We start from the raw sequence: 15,329 nt of genomic DNA on the forward strand, positions 1-15,329 counted from the left end.
TCCGACTGCTCAGAAGCCAATGGCAAAGTCGCCCGACTGGAATGGCATTAAAAGGACTTAGAGGATACTGATACCAGGGATCTGGAGCAGTTCCTGAAGGAAGAAAAACTGAAACCGCTAACAAGGGATTGGCTCTTTTTTCGGTTGTGATCCAGCATCCCCAATAAGGTGCCCACGCTGACTTGACTCAGACCCGGGCTGCCCCGCCACTTGCCTTTTGCTGCCAGCTTTGCTACGATGAATCTGGTGAAGCACACCGTCCATACCCGACAACGGGCTGGGCGGTGTTTTCTTTTTTTCAAGCGGAGGTGTGGAGATTGGCAGCGGGAGCTGATCCGCCGCGCCATGCGCCACGGGCGTCCGTTCACGCCGGACGATGCCGCCGAGTGGACTGGCCTGTCCAAACGCACCGTCGGCCCGATGCTGCACCGGCTTCGGATGCAAGGATATCTGGAAGCCGAAATGCCCGATTTCAAAAAAATAAGCGAAAAAACTTCTTCCAAATCAGCGCTTCGGCCGGTTTTCGACCAATTGAGAAGAAGTTTCTTCGCTTATGCGAATGATAGTCTCATGAGCGGGCCGCAGCTCACTCCGCCAGCGCCAGGAACGTGTCGATGTCCTTGAGCGGGACGGCCGCAGCTTCGCGCCAGAAGGCCATGTCGTCCAGCCGGACGCCGAGATGCTTCCAGGCCAGATCCTCGACGGTCATGCTGCCGGTGTCGCGCAACAGCGCGGCGTACCGGTTCGCGAACGCCGGCCCTTCCGCCGCCGCCCGCGCATAGATGCCGCTGCTGAACAGGAAGCCGAACGTGTACGGGAAATTGTAGAACGGCACGTCCGTCAGATAGAAATGCAGCTTCGACGCCCAGAAATGCGGATGCCACACGCCGAGCGCGCCGGCATACGCTTCCCGCTGCGCTTCTTCCATCAAGGCGCACAGTTCGTCCGCGGACAGCAGGCCTTCCCTGCGCCGCTCATAGAAACGCGTCTCGAACAGGAACCGCGCGCGGATGTTCATGAAGAACGCGACGGCACGCTGCAGCTGGTCATCGAGCAGCGCCAGCTTCTCCGCTGGATCGGACGCCGCCTGCACCGCCGAATCGGACACGATCCATTCGGCGAACGTCGACGCCGTCTCGGCGACGTTCATCGCGTACTCTTGCGCGAACGGCGGCAGATCGTTCATGACATGCTGATGGTAAGCATGGCCGAGTTCGTGCGCGAGCGTCGAGACGTTGGACGCCGTACCCGAATACGTCATGAAGATGCGCGTCTCGCCGGCGATCGGGAACGATGTGCAGAAGCCTCCGGGGCGCTTGCCGCCGCGGTCTTCCGCCTCGATCCATCGCTCGCGGAACGCTCGTTCCGCCAGAGCGGCCATGTCCGGGCTGAACTGCCGGAATCGGTCGACGATGAACGCGGCCGCTTCCCCATACGGCACGGTCCGCGCGGATGCGCCGATCGGCGCTTCGACGTCGTGCCAGTCGAGGCGCTCCACTCCGAGCAGCTCCGCCTTGCGGTTCAGATACCGGACCAGCGCCGGCCGGCTCTCGTCGACCGCCGCCCACATCGCTTCCAGCGTCTCGCGCCGCATCCGGTTCATGTCGAGCGGTTCTTTCAGCACGCTGTTCCAGCCGCGCCGGCCGTACAGTTTGAGCCGGAAGCCCGCGATCCGGTTCAACGCCTCGGCGCACAGGTCGGCCTGGCGCCCCCATTCCGCTTCCCAGGCTTCGAATGCCGTCCGGCGCACGCCGCGGTCGCCGTGCGAGAGCAGATTCTGCATCTGCCCCGCCGAATAAGTCTTCGTCTCTCCCGTCTCATCCGCCGCCCGAAAACGGGTCCGCCCGACGACTGTATGATACAGCTCGCCCCATCCGTGGTAGCCGTTCACCGCCAGATCGCCGGCGAGCGCCTCCTGCTCGGGCGGCAGCTTCTCCTTCGCCCGCTCACGCCGCTCGGCCACATAGAATGCCGCCGCTCCGGGACCGGTTCCGGATGACAGCCAGCCGTTCCACGTCTCCTCATCGGCCGCGCCCAGCACGCGGTCATAGAGCGTCAGCGCCGCCTGATAAGCCGCAGCCAGGTTCTTCACCCTGTCATCCAATGCGGCGGCCCGGCGGTCGTTCACGTCGGCCGCCGTCAGGCAGGCCGTGAACGATTCCGCTTCCCTGAGGCGCGCCAGAATCGATTGCGCAGCCTGCGTCCACTGCTCAAGCCGGTCCGCGGTCACCGGCGCATCCTCCGCATCGCGAAGCGAACGTTCGAACGCTTCAATATCCCGCTGAAGGCCTTCCAGCTCCGCCGCGAACGCCCCGGATTCGGCCCCGCCGGGATAAATATTCTCCAGACTCCAACGCATTTCTGTTTTTTCCATACCGTGACACGCTCCTTTCCCAACCCGCGCATTGATTTGCCGCCGCTGACGTTGTAGTATAACCTTAATTATACCACGACCGGCGGCTTCAGCCCGCTGAAGGAGGACATCCGATGCCCGGACCGCTGCCTATCTCTCCCGACACCGCAATCAAACTGTCCAAGTATCTCGGCGTGCCGCTCGAGCATCTGATGCATATGCCTCGCCACATTCTGCTGCAGAAGCTGGCCGAGATGGCCGCGAAGGAGCAGGCGCAAAACCAGGAAAATGACCGGGGACAGGCAAGCGACAGGACGGAAGATCCGAAGAGCGGACCTCCTGCCGGACGGAACTCCGAAGCTTCGGACAAGCCCGGAGGGGACGAATCGCGATGATCCCGTTCGAACGCACCTGGCCGTATGATCGGATCATGGGCGACCTCTATGTGCAGGAGTGCCCGTTCTGCAAGACCGGCAACGTCATTCTGCCGATCCGCCCGGAAGATCTGGACGACATCCGCACGGGACGCCGGAGACTGCTCGTGTTCCCCTGCTGCCGCAACAAAGTGACCGTCATCGACGCCGATCCGGATTACCTGCTGACCGACACCGTGCTGCGCGGAAAATGAAACCGCCCGGACAAATGCAACAAAGCCGATCATCCCGCGCATGCGGAATCGATCGGCTTTTTCGATCTCTCGCTTCGGTTACAGCAGCTCGACCTCGTCCGGCAATTCCATCTTCTTCTCCAACATCTCCTGGCGGATATTCTGCCACGCTTCCCGCGAAGCCTTGATCATGCCGGCGTCCATGATCCGCTTGTCGTTGACGACGCGGGAGAACCATCTCACCGCCTCATAGGGCTCGTCCAGCCGGCGGTAAAGCTCGCCGATCAGATACATCAGCCGCGCGTTGTCGATGTTCACGCCTTCCAGTTCGTACACGCGGATGTACGCTTCCAGCGCATAGCGCAGGAACCGGCGCTCCTGCTCCTGGTTATCCCGCAGCCGGTACATCCAGGCAATATGATGAAGAAGACCGGCGATGACGCGATCCTTGTCTCCCACCGTCTGCGCGCAGAGCAGCGCCAGCTTGTAGCAGTCGAGCGCCTCTTCCCATGTCCGCTGTCCGCCGTAATCGCGACGCACCCAGCTTTTGCCGATGCGGTTCTTGTACAATTCCTTCTGTCTGGGCGTCAGTTCCTGCAGCGAATTCTCGGTGGATGCGTAACCACAGTTCGGGCACACGCGCACGACGTAGAAATCCGGATTGACTTCGTCCCGATAGTGGCTGCAGAAGTCTGAATCGGTGCGGGTCACCTTCCGGAAACTCGGACGGACGCGGGAGCTGGAGAAGGTGTTCTCGCAGCACGGACACTGGACCTTCACCTGGAATAAAGGATCGATCATGACTCAGCCTCTCCTTGTTCGACCGTATTCACAAAATGATAGGCCGGACCGGACAACCGCTCCAGCATCATTGCCCTGAGCTCCGGCGCAAGCCCGACTTCTTCAAGAGCGCGGCGCATGCAATCGAGCCACGCGTCCGCCCGTTCGCGCGTAATCGGAAACGGCAGATGCCGGGCGCGCATCATCGGGTGCCCGTAGGCTTCCGAATACAACGGCGGTCCGCCGAAGAACTGGCTGAGGAACATGAACTGTTTCTCCATGACAGGCCGGATGTCTTCCGGGAACAGCGGTCCAAGCAGCGGATGCGCCTGGACCTTCGGATAGAAAGCCTCGACAATGCGGCGCAGAACCGGCGCTCCGCCGATCGCGTCATACAGGGTGCCGTATTCACGCAGCATTGTGTTTCACTCCAAACGCCAAGATGTCAACACTTCAGTAGTACAGTCAGCATTATACCATACTTTGGACGGGATATCGACAGGCCGGATGGCCCGTCGATGCCCGGCGTCATTTCCGTGGGGATGTTCGGCGGCAGACAAGCATATCTATGAGAAGGAGTCCACTTGCGGGAGGGAAGCGGAGTGGCGCGAATGGTTCGGTTCCTGGTGCGGCCGGCTCCGCTCGCCGCATTAGGCTGTCTGCTGCTGGCCGCGCTGATGGCGGCGCATCCCGCCGCTTCGCTGAGCGCGTCGTTGCGCGGCATCGCCGTCTGGTGGGACGTTCTGTTCCCTGCGTTGTTCCCGTTCTTCGTCATGGCCGAGCTTATGCTCGGTTTCGGCGTCGTCCATTTCTTCGGCACGCTGCTCGATCCGCTGATGCGCCCCGTCTTTCGTCTGCCCGGCATCGCGGGCTTCGTCGTCACGATGGGACTGATCTCCGGCTACCCCGTCGGCGCCCGGCTGACGTCCAGGCTGCGGGAACAGGGACAGATCAGCCGGACGGAGGGTGAGCGGCTCGTCGCTTTCGTGACGACGTCCGACCCGATCTTCCTCATCGGCGCCGTCTCGGTCGGCTTCTTTCACCAGGCCGCCCTGGCGCCGTTGCTGGCGGCCGCGCACTACGGCGGCGCTCTCATCATCGGGCTGAGCTTCCGCCAGTACAGACGGCGGGAACCGGTCACCCGCGCCGCCGCGAAGGACGGCGCGCGGCTGCTGCCCGCCGCGCTCACCGCCATGCATGAAGCCCGGACGGCCGACGGCCGCCCGTTCGGCCGGCTGCTGCAGGATGCGATCGGTTCGGCGCTGCGGCTCAACATCGTGGTGGGCGGTCTGGTCGTTTTTTTCTCCGTCGTAATGGAACTGCTCGCCCGGGCGAATGTCCTCGATCTGCTCGTCGGCATGCTGCAGTCGTTCCTGCATGCGGCCGGACTGCCGCCGCAAATGTCCGCCGCATTCGCGAACGGGCTGTTCGAAGTGACGCTGGGCGCGAAAGCGGCCGGAGAACCGGACGCGACGCTGCTGCATCGGGCGGCCGCCGCGGCGTGGGTGCTGTCCTGGGCCGGGCTGTCCGTGCATGCGCAGATCGCCAGCATCATCGGCGCGACGGATATCCGCTATCCGCCGTTCCTTGCGGCCAGAGCGGCACACGGCATCATCAGTTTCGCGCTCGTCTACCTGCTGTGGGGGCTGCTCGGGCCTTGACCGGTTGAAGCGGGCATGTTTGTCTATCGCGTCATTTTTCGCTATGATCGAGGGAGAATGATGCGGAAGGAGACTGTCCGTTGAGATATGTCGTGATTGACCGGGGCGACGACCATTCGAAACAATTGTCCGAGCGGTTCCACACATTGGCCGCGGCCCAGGGGTTTACCCTTGATGAGCATCGCCCGGACATCGTCATCTCGATCGGCGGCGACGGCACGCTGCTGGAGGCGTTCCACAAATACGTCCACCTGCTCGACCAGGTCAGTTTCATCGGCGTGCATACCGGCCATCTCGGCTTCTATGCCGACTGGCAGGCCCATGAGCTGGACACGCTGGTTATGAAAATGGCAGAAGACAAGCCGCAGTACGTCCGCTATCCGCTGATCGAAGTCGTGTCCAACACGCCCGACGGCAGCGACCGGTACCTGGCGCTGAACGAATTCACGCTCAAAGGCGTCGAGGGCACGCTGGTCGCGAGCATCCACATCAACGACGAGCTGTTCGAGATGTTCCGCGGCGACGGCATCGTCGTGTCGACCCCGTCCGGCAGCACAGCCTACAACAAAAGCCTCGGCGGCGCGGTCATCCACCCGTCGATCGAATCGCTGCAGATCGCCGAGATCGCGTCGATCAACAACCGGGTCTACCGGACGCTCGGTTCGTCCGTCGTCCTGCCGAAGCACCATCATTGCGACATCGTCTCCGCGAAGGAGTCGCAGCGGCTGGCGCTCGTCGTCGACCACATCACCATCGAACGGAACGACATCCGCTCGCTGCGTTGCACCGTGTCGGACAAGAAGATCTGCTTCGCCCGGTACCGGCCGTTTCCGTTCTGGCGAAGGGTGCGCGACGCCTTCCTCGTCGAGCCGTGAGCTGCATTTGAACCGGGCGGACCCGCACCGGGCAAAATCTGGTGCATCATTTGCACCATATTGCGAGGCAGCCCCTGCCAACAACAGCCGGGAGCATTCTCCCGGCTGTTTTCACGTCCGCCGCGCGAAGTAATCGTTCAATATCCGGAGAAAAACATTCGGAAACGCCAGCGACGCCATGTCCCCGGGGCCGATCCACAGCCAGCCGTCCGGCGGCTCTTCCCCGCACGACCGCCCGCCATACGGCGCGCCGGTTTCGGCGGCAACGCCGGATGCAGCTTCGGAGGCGGCTTCAGAGACTGTTTCGGAGACGGCGCCGGCGGCCGCTTCCCGCCCGCCTTCCAGGAAAAAGCCGAATTCGGCGAGATACACGTCCACCTTCCACCGGATATGGCTGAAGACGTGCTCTTCCTCCGTCCAGAGCCGCTCGGGGCGGACGAGCAGCCCCGCCTCCTCCGCGAGCCCTCGGCTGAGCGCATCGAACCGGCCGTGCCCGGCCCCCGCCTCCACCGCCGCCGCCTCATCCGGCGCGAGCATATGCGGCAGCTCCCACATGCGGGCGAGCAGCCCGCTGTCCGGCCGCCGCCGGACGAGCACCTTGCCCGCGTGCTCGCCCCGCCCCTCGACGAGGGCGGCAAGCCGGAGCTCGGGGCGCGGCGGCTTCGGCTTCGATTTCACGGGCAGCTCCCGCTCCCGTCCGGCGGCCCGGCCGGCGCATTGCGCGAGCACCGGGCAGAGCAGGCAGCCCGGCGACTTCGGCGTGCAGACCAGCGCGCCGAGTTCCATGACGGCCTGATTGAAATCGCCGGCCCGCCCTTCGGGAATGATCGACGCCGCCAGCCGCTCGATCTTCGTCCGGGCGGACGGCTTCGAGATGTCGTCCTCCAATAGGAAATACCGCGACATCACCCGCATCACATTGCCGTCCACGGCCGGTTCCGGCTTGTTATAGGCAATGCTCAGAATCGCGCCTGCCGTGTAGGGGCCGATCCCCTTCAGCGACGAGATCGCCGCCTTGTCGTCCGGCACGACGCCGCCGTACAGCTCGACCACCTGCCGCGCGCCCGCCTGCAGATTGCGCGCCCGCGAATAGTAGCCGAGGCCTTCCCAGCATTTCAGCACCTCTTCCTCCGGCGCTTCCGCCAGATGCCGCACCGTCGGGAAGCGCTCCATAAACCGTTCATAATACGGAATCACCGTATCGACCCGCGTCTGCTGCAGCATCACTTCCGATACCCAGATGCGGTAGGGGTCCCGATCCCGCCGCCACGGCAGATCGCGCTTGTTCGCATCGTACCAGTTCAGCAGCTCCGCGGCGAAAAAAGCGGCAGCCGCTTCAGTCTTCTCCCTGCTCATATCCGCTTCCCCCTGTGCCGGCGTCAGCCGCCGCGGCCTGAACTTCCGAAATCCGCCCGCCCTTCGCGGCGGCCCGGTCCGCCATCGCCTTCCGTTCGCCGTAGAGCTTGCGGTAGCGCGTCGGCGAAATGCCCGTGTGCTGCTTGAACAGACGGGACAGATAATGATTCCGCATCCCGACGGAAGCGGCGATATCGGCAATGTGGATATCGGTCTCTTCCAGCAGCTTCTTGACCTTCTCCAACCGCTGCATGTTGACGTACTGGATGGGCGGGTAGCCGATCAAATTTTTGAACAGGCTGATGAAATAGTTCGGATGCAGATAGGCGATTTTCGCCAGCTCTTCGAGCGTCAGATTCTCCGCCAGATGCTGGTCGATGTAGTCCAGCACCTTCCCAAGCTTGACGTAAACATCGATGTTGCCGAACGCTCCCTCATCCACCTGGCACTGTTCGAGGAAGCAGGCAAGCGCCTCGTACAGCGCGGCTTTCGAACGCAGCACGCTCGTGATGGACCGGTCATTGTACGAATCGACCATCGCTTCGAACAGACGGATGATGTCGGAGCGCCCGGACATGTCGACGCAGACGGGCAGCTTCAGCATATCGATCAGCTCGGCATCGCCGAGATTGGCGTCAAATTGGACCCAATAGGCTTCGACCGGCTCCGTCCCCGCCACGCCGCACGACTGCTCGATTCCGGCGGGCAGCAGGGACAGGCAGCCCGGCCTGGTGCCGTATCGCTTTCCGTTCACTTCAATCCAGCCCGTGCCTTTGCTGATATAGACGAGCCGGAAGCCGTGAGACCGCGAACGCCCCAGGCTGAAACCGGGAGCGAAGGAACTCCATGCGGCCAACGTCACTTCTGCGTTCAGTCTTCTCAGATGCTGCTGCAGGATGATCCGATAAATTCGTTCCATAGTCGCTCCCAGAAGTTCAGGATTGTCTGATGCACTCGATTTCTCAGCGTCGTTCGGCGAGTGCGAACGCCGATGCGAAACCGCGCTCGTGGGTGATCGTCACGTGGATGCGGGTCGCCGACGGGTCCAGTCCGAGCCGTTCCCACGCCCGCGCGGACAGGGTGCAGGTCGGTTTTCCCAGCCGGTCGGGCAGCACATGGATATCGATAAAACGGACCGCCGCCCCGATGCCGCAGCCGAGCGCCTTCGACACCGCCTCTTTCACCGCGAACCGTCCGGCCGCATATTCCGCCATCCGCTTGCCTCCGGCCGGCGCCAGCGCGATTTCCTCTTCCGTCAAAATGCGCCGGATGAACATCTCCGCCGTATGCCCCTGCAATATCCGCTCGATCCGCGCGATCTCCACCAGGTCATGTCCGATGCCGATGATCACGTAAGCCGCTTCACTCCTTCATGGCGCCGCGGTTGAAAATAACTTCAATCTATTATAGCAGTTCTTCCGGCAAGCAAAAACGGCTTGCGACCGTCCTTCCCGGAAAGCGCAAAAAAAAAAAAAGCGAAGGCCTCTCCGCGAGGAGAGACCTTCTGATTGTCGGCTTAAGTCTGCGCCGATCACATCATGTCCATGTTCGGCATGCCGCCCGGAGCTGCTTTCTCTTTCTCCGGCTTGTCGGCGATGACCGCTTCGGTCGTCAGGAACATGGCCGCAACCGAAGCCGCGTTTTGCAGCGCGGAACGGGTCACTTTCGCCGGGTCGACGATGCCGGCTTCGAACATGTTGACGAACTCGTCCGTAGCCGCGTTGTAACCGATGCCCACCGGCTCTTTCTTCAGCCGTTCGACGATGACGGAGCCTTCCTTGCCCGCGTTCGCCGCGATCGTGCGCACCGGCTCTTCGAGCGCGCGCAGCACGATGTTGATGCCCGTCTGCTCGTCGCCTTCCGCTTTCAGCGCGGCAACCGCGTTGTACACGTTGATCAGCGCCGTGCCGCCGCCGGATACGATGCCCTCTTCAACCGCAGCGCGCGTGGAGTTCAGCGCGTCTTCGATGCGCAGCTTGCGCTCTTTCAGCTCCGTCTCCGTAGCGGCGCCGACCTTGATGACGGCTACGCCGCCGGACAGCTTCGCGAGGCGCTCTTGCAGTTTTTCGCGGTCGAAGTCGGACGTCGTTTCTTCGAGTTGGGCTTTGATTTGCGCGATGCGAGCGTCGATGTCCTTCTTGTCGCCCGCGCCGTCCACGATGATCGTGTTTTCCTTCGATACGCGGACTTGACGCGCGCTGCCGAGTTGATCCAGCGTCGCCGATTTCAGGTCGAGGCCGAGTTCTTCCGTGATGACCTGGCCGCCCGTCAGCGCCGCGATGTCACCCAGCATCGCCTTGCGGCGGTCGCCGAAGCCCGGAGCCTTGACCGCAACGCAGGTGAACGTGCCGCGCAGCTTGTTGACGACGAGCGTTGCTTGCGCTTCGCCTTCGACGTCTTCCGCGATGATGAGCAGCGGTTTGCTCGTTTGGACAACTTTCTCGAGGATCGGCAGAATTTCCTGGATGCTCGAGATCTTCTTGTCGGTGATCAGGATGTACGGGTTGTCGAGCACGGCTTCCATCTTGTCCGTGTCCGTTACCATGTAAGCGGACGTATAGCCGCGGTCGAACTGCATGCCCTCGACAACTTCCAGTTCCGTCTGGATGCCTTTCGACTCTTCAACCGTGACAACGCCGTCGTTGCCCACTTTCTCCATGGCGTCCGCGATCAGTTGGCCGAGCTCTTCGTCGGCTGCGGAGATGGCCGCAACTTGCGCGATGGATTGACGGCCTTCGATCGGCTTCGCAATCTTCTTCAGCTCTTCGACAGCCGTCTTGACCGCTCTTTCGATACCGCGGCGGATGACCATCGGGTTCGCGCCGGCCGTTACGTTCTTCAGACCTTCGCGGATCATCGCCTGAGCCAGAACGGTAGCCGTCGTCGTGCCGTCGCCGGCCACGTCGTTCGTCTTCGTGGCGACTTCCTTCACCAGTTGGGCGCCCATGTTCTCGAACGGATCTTCGAGCTCGATTTCTTTCGCGATCGAGACGCCGTCATTCGTGATCAGCGGGCTGCCGAATTTCTTCTCGAGCACGACGTTGCGGCCCTTCGGACCGAGCGTCACTTTAACGGCATTGGCGAGCGCGTCCACACCACGGAGCATCGCGCGGCGGGCGTCTTCACCGAAAATGATCTCTTTGGCCATAGCGTGATTACCTCCTTGAACCGTTCAGAATCGACTTGCACGTTGTGTACGATGCATAACGCATCCGGACAGCGGATCGAAATCCGTCCGTATATGCGGCCGTCAGGCGGCCCATGCATGGGAATCCAGACGATCCGAATTATTCGAAGATCGCGTGGATGTCGCTTTCCCTCATGATCAGATAGTCTTTGCCTTCATATTTGATTTCCGTGCCGGCGTACTTCGAGAACAGCACGCGGTCCCCGACTTTCACTTCGGGAGCAACAAGCACGCCATCTTTGTACGCACCCTTGCCGACGGCGACGACTTTGCCCTCCTGCGGCTTTTCTTTCGCCGTGTCGGGCAGAACGATGCCGCTTGCAGTCGTTTCTTCTCTTGCGATCGGTTCGACCAGTACGCGGTCACCCAAAGGTCTGATCATGTAAATGCGCCTCCTTCGTAATGAAAGATATGCTGCAGGTTAGCACTCGACATGCTCAAGTGCTAACAACCAACTCTTATAATACTCAAGTTGATATTCCAATGCAAGGGGGGATCCGACGTCGGGACCGCAAAAAATTTCAGTTTTCGTCTTCCTTCAGACGCCCTTCCCGGCGCTGCATTCTGCGGTGCACCGACGACGCCATGTAGACGCTGAATTCATACAACAAGATGAGCGGCAGCGCGACAAGCATGTCCGAGATGAAATCCGGCGGCGTCACGAGCACGCCGACGAAAATGAGCCCGAAATAAGCGTACCGGCGCATCTTGCGCAGCCGCGCGGGGTTCAGAATGCCGATCCGCGTCAGGAACATGACGAGAATCGGCAGCTCGAAGAGGAGCGAGATCGGCACAATGATGTTGAACATGAACGAAAAATATTGCGCGATTCCGTAGGTCTCCTCCAGGCCGAGCCGACGCGAGACATGGGTGGTGAAATCGAAGGCCAGCGGAAAGACGACGAAATAGGAAAAAGCAAGCCCGACCGCCAGCATGACGAACGCAAGCGGCACATAGCCCAGCGCCGCTCTCCGCTCGCGCGCTCTGAGGCCGGGACTGACGAACGCCCACAGTTGATAGAACGCGAACGGCAGCACGATCAGCAGCGCGATCACGAAAGCGATTTTCATGTACATGCCGATGCCGTCCCACAGTGAGAACGCATGCAGTTCGGTCAGTCTGCTGGCCGGCTCGACACTCATCAAATAGTCGTAGACCGGTTCGGCGGCGAGCAGTCCCAGGACAAGTCCGATGAACAGCGCCGCCAGCACGTAAATCAGCCTGCGCCGGAGTTCGCCGATATGTTCAAGCAGATGCATCTGTTTCTCTTCGTCCGGCTTGGAAGCCTGAGGCCTTCCCAAGGGCCGAACGCCGTGATCCGCCAATGCCTGTCCCCCTCCTTCAGGCCCATTCAAATCCGCATCATCTTCCATAAAAAAAGCGTATTCCGGTTATTCCGGAAGCCGCTTCTTGTCCGCTGAATCCTGATTCTCCGGGCGCCCCGCTTCCAGGCGGCCTTTACTCTCATCGCGCTCGATGTCGTCCACGATCTCGCGCGCGCCCATCTTGAACTCGCGCAGCGTCCGTCCGAACGCTCTGCCGAGCTCGGGCAGCTTGCTCGGACCGAAGAGCAGCAGCGCGACGATGATGAGCAGGATGAACCCCGTCACTCCAATACCACTGGCCATTGGTCTGTCGTTCCTCCTTCAAGCCGCGTCCATCCGCTTCTCCAGGCGGATTCGGCCGGGCCGAATGTTCGTGTGTTCCGGCGCTTGTCAAGCGGCGCCGGCTATCCGTGAAGCAATCCTCCGCAGCCCATGCCGGCGATCTCTTCCCGCGTGATCCGGTCTCCGGCGAGAATGCGCGGCAACAGGACGTCGAACGATGTGTACGGATCGTGCATGACGCAGCCGGGCAATCCGAGGATCGGAACATCTCCGAGATACCCGACGAGCAGCATGGAACCCGGAAGCATCGGCGTCCCGTAGCTGACGATGTCCGCTCCGGCTTCCCGGATTGCCCCGGGCGTCCGGTCGTCCGGGTCGACGGACATGCCCCCGGTTACCAATATCATATCATACCCGCGTTCCAGCAAATAGTGAATCTCCGTGACAATTCTTTGTCGATCGTCCGGCGCGAAGCGCTGCTCGGCGACCGTGGAGCCGAGTGCCTCCAGCTTGGCGCGGACGGCCGGGCCGAACTTGTCCTTGATCCGGCCGCTGTACACTTCGCCTCCGGTCACGAGCAGACCGGCGCGTACGGAGCGGAGCGGCCGCACGGCGAGCGGCGCGCTCCCGTGCCGCGCCCGCCAATCCGCGGCCAGCGCCTCGGCTTCCGCGATCTTCCGCTCCGGCACGATGAGCGGGATGGCGCGCACCGCCGCGATCGCGCCGCCGGGCTGCAGCACCTGGTCGCGCCGGACCGTCGCGAGCGCGATGTCGCCGATCCGGTTCACGCTGCGCACGAACGCCTCGTCAAGGACGGCAAGGCCGCGCCGCTCGGCCCTCAGCGTCACCTTGCCTTCGCCCGGCTCGCCGAACGTGATCCCGTCGCCGGCAAGCGCCGAGGCCAGCCGCAGCGCGGCATCATCCTCGTGCAGATCGCCTTCGCCGAGCTCCAGCACGTAGATGTGCGCCTTGCCGATGTCCAGCAGCTTCGGAATGTATTCCTCGGTGACCACGTGCCCTTTTCGGAAGAGGCGGCCCTTGAACTGCCCGGGTATGATCTGCGTCAGATCGTGGGCAAGCGCCAGGCCCACGGCTTCCTCGACCGGCACTTCGCGCAGTCTCGTCTTCATGCTCCGCCTCCGCTTCACACATGTTCCGTTTCCCGTCCGGTCAGAATCGCCAGCGCGTGCGGCAGCTGGTCGATGATCGCCATCAGACTCTCCTGGACGCCCTTCGGGCTGCCCGGCAGATTGATGATCAGCGTGCGGCCGCGGATGCCGGCGATGCCGCGCGAGAGCATCGCCGCGCGGGTCTTGTGCATCGCCCCGATCCGCATCGCTTCCGCAAGGCCCGGGACCTTCCGCTCGATGACGCGCTCCGTCGCTTCCGGCGTCACATCGCGCGGCCCGAGTCCCGTGCCGCCCGTCGTCACGATCAGATCCGGACGGTAGTACTCGGTGATTTCAATCAACGCCGCCGTTATCTCATCCTGGTCATCCGGCACGACGCGGTATTCGACGATTTCGCCGCCGATTTCTTCTTCCATCAATTCGCGGATCACTTGTGCGCTCGTGTCTTCCCGCTCTCCCGCGGCCCCCTTGTCGCTCGCCGTCAGAATCGCAACCTTCCAACGCATCCGTTTCCCCCTCCTGTAAGGAAAAACCGACAGCAAAGAAAATCCGACATCCGCAAATCCATCAGCCCCGCGGATCTTCACGCCTGTTCGGACGGTCTTGCGTAATCGCCGCTTTTGCCTCCCGTCTTGCGGAGGAGCCGCGTCGGGCCGATCTCCATGTCTTTCTGCATCGCCTTGCACATGTCGTAGACGGTCAGCGCCGCCGCCGATACGGCGGTGAGCGCCTCCATCTCGACGCCGGTCTTGCCGGTCGTCTTCACGGTTGCTTCAATAATCAGCCGGTCGTTCCCGGCTTCGCGGAATTGAATATCAATGCCGGTCAGCTGCAGCGGGTGGCACATCGGAATCCATTCGGCCGTCCGCTTCGCCGCCATGATGCCCGCCACCTGCGCGACGGCCAGCACGTCGCCTTTGCCGACCCGGCCGGAACGGATCGCCTCCAGCGTCTCCGGGCGCATCCTGACGGTCGTCTCGGCCACGGCCGCCCGCGCCGTCACGTCCTTGTCCGTCACATCGACCATCCTCGCCCGGCCCTGCTCATTGAAATGCGTCAGCTTCCCGTCCGCCATCCGAACATCCTCCCCGCCTCGGCAACCTGTAGACGCCGTCTTCCGTTATGTAACCGTCCAGCCGGGCGTCGTGCGGTTCGACCGGCACTTCGGGCACGATCTGCACCCCGAAGGCCAGTCCCATCCATCGCGCAGCGCCGCCCGAGGCGCGCATCCGCCCGGCGAACCGGTCGTAATAGCCGCCGCCGTAGCCGAGCCTGCTTCCGTCCGGCGCGAAGGCAAGCCCCGGGACGAAGACGGCTCCGATGCTCCGCGCATCCTGCCATCGCTCCGCTTGCGCCGGATCCGGTTCCGGCACGCCGTAAGCGCCCCGCTTCAGTTCATCGAAGCTTCGCACCCGGTACAGTTCGAGCGACCGGTCCGCCGTGTTGCAGACGGGGAGCAGGACAGCCAGTCCGCTGCGCCAGCCCCACTCGAGAAGCGGCCGTGTGTCCAGCTCCGAGCGGAACGAGGCGTAGGCGAGGAAGCAGTCCGCACCCCGCTCCCGGAGCCACTCCGCGGCATGGCGGCAGGCCCGTTCGGACCGCAGGTGCCGTTCGGGTTCCGGAATGCGGTCCCGCAGCGCGGCCATTTCCCGACGCAGCGCCGCCTTGCCGGCATGCCGGCTGCCGTATTTCACGAAAGACATCCGCCTTTCCCGTCATCTTGCGGTAATCCTGTCATCAGTTTACCATTCCGCCGCGCAATTCGCCAATGGC

The 15,329-nt window shown here is 62.6% G+C and carries 19 protein-coding genes; 5 read left to right on the forward strand and 14 right to left on the reverse strand.

Going from position 1 to position 15,329, the window contains the following annotated elements; genetic code table 11:
* Positions 1 to 237 precede the first annotated feature (237 nt).
* Positions 238 to 624, forward strand: coding sequence for a DNA glycosylase AlkZ-like family protein (locus tag C6W55_RS18155; protein ID WP_353682040.1), 387 nt, complete (start codon positions 238 to 240; stop codon positions 622 to 624).
* Here C6W55_RS18155 and C6W55_RS13520 read toward each other — a convergent pair.
* Positions 587 to 2,374, reverse strand: a complete 1,788-nt coding sequence (locus C6W55_RS13520) for a M3 family oligoendopeptidase (RefSeq protein WP_015253553.1) — start codon at positions 2,372 to 2,374, stop codon at positions 587 to 589. The genes C6W55_RS18155 and C6W55_RS13520 overlap by 38 nt on opposite strands.
* A gap of 113 nt (positions 2,375 to 2,487) precedes the next feature.
* Between C6W55_RS13520 and C6W55_RS13525 the strand changes: the two genes are divergently transcribed.
* Both C6W55_RS13525 and C6W55_RS13530 read left to right on the forward strand, forming a co-directional pair.
* Positions 2,488 to 2,748: a YycC family protein gene (locus C6W55_RS13525; protein ID WP_213483090.1), complete on the forward strand. Its 261-nt coding sequence runs from the start codon at positions 2,488 to 2,490 to the stop codon at positions 2,746 to 2,748.
* Entirely contained in the window at positions 2,745 to 2,981 is a 237-nt protein-coding gene (locus C6W55_RS13530) for a hypothetical protein (RefSeq protein ID WP_286893163.1), read from the forward strand. Before C6W55_RS13525 ends, C6W55_RS13530 begins: the two co-directional genes overlap by 4 nt.
* 78 nt (positions 2,982 to 3,059) lie before the next feature.
* Here C6W55_RS13530 and C6W55_RS13535 read toward each other — a convergent pair whose 3' ends face one another.
* Both C6W55_RS13535 and C6W55_RS13540 read right to left on the reverse strand, forming a co-directional pair.
* The gene (locus C6W55_RS13535) at positions 3,060 to 3,761 is read right to left on the reverse strand and encodes a DUF2225 domain-containing protein (RefSeq protein WP_015253550.1); all 702 of its coding nucleotides are present in this window, start codon (positions 3,759 to 3,761) and stop codon (positions 3,060 to 3,062) included.
* The gene (locus C6W55_RS13540; protein ID WP_015253549.1) at positions 3,758 to 4,159 is read right to left on the reverse strand and encodes a globin domain-containing protein; all 402 of its coding nucleotides are present in this window, start codon (positions 4,157 to 4,159) and stop codon (positions 3,758 to 3,760) included. Before C6W55_RS13540 ends, C6W55_RS13535 begins: the two co-directional genes overlap by 4 nt.
* Positions 4,160 to 4,351: 192 nt before the next feature.
* Between C6W55_RS13540 and ylbJ the strand changes: the two genes are divergently transcribed.
* Positions 4,352 to 5,401, forward strand: coding sequence for a sporulation integral membrane protein YlbJ (ylbJ, locus tag C6W55_RS13545; RefSeq protein WP_286893236.1), 1,050 nt, complete (start codon positions 4,352 to 4,354; stop codon positions 5,399 to 5,401).
* An 80-nt stretch (positions 5,402 to 5,481) separates the two neighbouring features.
* Complete coding sequence (locus C6W55_RS13550) at positions 5,482 to 6,276, forward strand: NAD kinase (RefSeq protein ID WP_286893166.1); 795 nt, start codon at positions 5,482 to 5,484, stop codon at positions 6,274 to 6,276.
* 111 nt (positions 6,277 to 6,387) lie between these two features.
* Here the strand turns inward: C6W55_RS13550 and mutY are convergent, their stop codons facing one another.
* The 11 genes from mutY to C6W55_RS13605 form a co-directional block, all read right to left on the reverse strand.
* Positions 6,388 to 7,632 carry an A/G-specific adenine glycosylase gene (gene mutY, locus C6W55_RS13555; protein WP_286893167.1) on the reverse strand — a complete coding sequence of 415 codons (1,245 nt, stop codon included), beginning with the start codon at positions 7,630 to 7,632 and terminating at the stop codon, positions 6,388 to 6,390.
* The gene (locus C6W55_RS13560; protein ID WP_286893169.1) at positions 7,613 to 8,551 is read right to left on the reverse strand and encodes an AraC family transcriptional regulator; all 939 of its coding nucleotides are present in this window, start codon (positions 8,549 to 8,551) and stop codon (positions 7,613 to 7,615) included. Before C6W55_RS13560 ends, mutY begins: the two co-directional genes overlap by 20 nt.
* A 43-nt stretch (positions 8,552 to 8,594) precedes the next feature.
* Positions 8,595 to 8,984 carry a holo-ACP synthase gene (gene acpS / locus C6W55_RS13565; RefSeq protein ID WP_286893171.1) on the reverse strand — a complete coding sequence of 130 codons (390 nt, stop codon included), beginning with the start codon at positions 8,982 to 8,984 and terminating at the stop codon, positions 8,595 to 8,597.
* A gap of 179 nt (positions 8,985 to 9,163) precedes the next feature.
* Positions 9,164 to 10,780, reverse strand: coding sequence for a chaperonin GroEL (gene groL, locus C6W55_RS13570; RefSeq protein ID WP_286893172.1), 1,617 nt, complete (start codon positions 10,778 to 10,780; stop codon positions 9,164 to 9,166).
* A gap of 139 nt (positions 10,781 to 10,919) precedes the next feature.
* The gene (gene groES, locus C6W55_RS13575; RefSeq protein WP_286893174.1) at positions 10,920 to 11,201 is read right to left on the reverse strand and encodes a co-chaperone GroES; all 282 of its coding nucleotides are present in this window, start codon (positions 11,199 to 11,201) and stop codon (positions 10,920 to 10,922) included.
* Positions 11,202 to 11,340: 139 nt separating this feature from the next.
* Complete coding sequence (gene tatC / locus C6W55_RS13580; RefSeq protein WP_286893175.1) at positions 11,341 to 12,144, reverse strand: twin-arginine translocase subunit TatC; 804 nt, start codon at positions 12,142 to 12,144, stop codon at positions 11,341 to 11,343.
* A gap of 66 nt (positions 12,145 to 12,210) precedes the next feature.
* Positions 12,211 to 12,447 carry a twin-arginine translocase TatA/TatE family subunit gene (gene tatA / locus C6W55_RS13585; protein WP_286893177.1) on the reverse strand — a complete coding sequence of 79 codons (237 nt, stop codon included), beginning with the start codon at positions 12,445 to 12,447 and terminating at the stop codon, positions 12,211 to 12,213.
* Between the two features lie 101 nt (positions 12,448 to 12,548).
* On the reverse strand, positions 12,549 to 13,556 hold the full coding sequence (locus C6W55_RS13590) for a molybdopterin-binding protein (RefSeq protein WP_286893179.1): 1,008 nt from the start codon (positions 13,554 to 13,556) through the stop codon (positions 12,549 to 12,551).
* A 14-nt stretch (positions 13,557 to 13,570) separates the two neighbouring features.
* Positions 13,571 to 14,062, reverse strand: a complete 492-nt coding sequence (locus C6W55_RS13595; RefSeq protein ID WP_015253538.1) for a MogA/MoaB family molybdenum cofactor biosynthesis protein — start codon at positions 14,060 to 14,062, stop codon at positions 13,571 to 13,573.
* A 77-nt stretch (positions 14,063 to 14,139) separates the two neighbouring features.
* Positions 14,140 to 14,631: a cyclic pyranopterin monophosphate synthase MoaC gene (gene moaC, locus C6W55_RS13600; protein ID WP_286893181.1), complete on the reverse strand. Its 492-nt coding sequence runs from the start codon at positions 14,629 to 14,631 to the stop codon at positions 14,140 to 14,142.
* Positions 14,600 to 15,250: a 5-formyltetrahydrofolate cyclo-ligase gene (locus C6W55_RS13605; protein ID WP_286893183.1), complete on the reverse strand. Its 651-nt coding sequence runs from the start codon at positions 15,248 to 15,250 to the stop codon at positions 14,600 to 14,602. The genes moaC and C6W55_RS13605 overlap by 32 nt, the downstream gene beginning before the upstream one ends.
* Positions 15,251 to 15,329: the final 79 nt, after the last annotated feature.

It is taken from the genome of Thermobacillus sp. (assembly GCF_003390775.1).
GTDB lineage: Bacteria > Bacillota > Bacilli > Paenibacillales > Paenibacillaceae > Thermobacillus > Thermobacillus xylanilyticus.

Bases quoted from the DNA above. Each gene is read 5' to 3' on its own strand.
- C6W55_RS18155 (WP_353682040.1), top strand. From the start codon at position 238: ATGAATCTGGTGAAGCACACCGTCCATACCCGACAACGGGCTGGGCGG.
- C6W55_RS13520 (WP_015253553.1), bottom strand. From the start codon at position 2,374: ATGGAAAAAACAGAAATGCGTTGGAGTCTGGAGAATATTTATCCCGGC.
- C6W55_RS13525 (WP_213483090.1), top strand. From the start codon at position 2,488: ATGCCCGGACCGCTGCCTATCTCTCCCGACACCGCAATCAAACTGTCC.
- C6W55_RS13530 (WP_286893163.1), top strand. From the start codon at position 2,745: ATGATCCCGTTCGAACGCACCTGGCCGTATGATCGGATCATGGGCGAC.
- C6W55_RS13535 (WP_015253550.1), bottom strand. From the start codon at position 3,761: ATGATCGATCCTTTATTCCAGGTGAAGGTCCAGTGTCCGTGCTGCGAG.
- C6W55_RS13540 (WP_015253549.1), bottom strand. From the start codon at position 4,159: ATGCTGCGTGAATACGGCACCCTGTATGACGCGATCGGCGGAGCGCCG.
- ylbJ (WP_286893236.1), top strand. From the start codon at position 4,352: ATGGTTCGGTTCCTGGTGCGGCCGGCTCCGCTCGCCGCATTAGGCTGT.
- mutY (WP_286893167.1), bottom strand. From the start codon at position 7,632: ATGAGCAGGGAGAAGACTGAAGCGGCTGCCGCTTTTTTCGCCGCGGAG.
- C6W55_RS13560 (WP_286893169.1), bottom strand. From the start codon at position 8,551: ATGGAACGAATTTATCGGATCATCCTGCAGCAGCATCTGAGAAGACTG.
- groL (WP_286893172.1), bottom strand. From the start codon at position 10,780: ATGGCCAAAGAGATCATTTTCGGTGAAGACGCCCGCCGCGCGATGCTC.
- groES (WP_286893174.1), bottom strand. From the start codon at position 11,201: ATGATCAGACCTTTGGGTGACCGCGTACTGGTCGAACCGATCGCAAGA.
- tatA (WP_286893177.1), bottom strand. From the start codon at position 12,447: ATGGCCAGTGGTATTGGAGTGACGGGGTTCATCCTGCTCATCATCGTC.
- C6W55_RS13590 (WP_286893179.1), bottom strand. From the start codon at position 13,556: ATGAAGACGAGACTGCGCGAAGTGCCGGTCGAGGAAGCCGTGGGCCTG.
- C6W55_RS13595 (WP_015253538.1), bottom strand. From the start codon at position 14,062: ATGCGTTGGAAGGTTGCGATTCTGACGGCGAGCGACAAGGGGGCCGCG.
- moaC (WP_286893181.1), bottom strand. From the start codon at position 14,631: ATGGCGGACGGGAAGCTGACGCATTTCAATGAGCAGGGCCGGGCGAGG.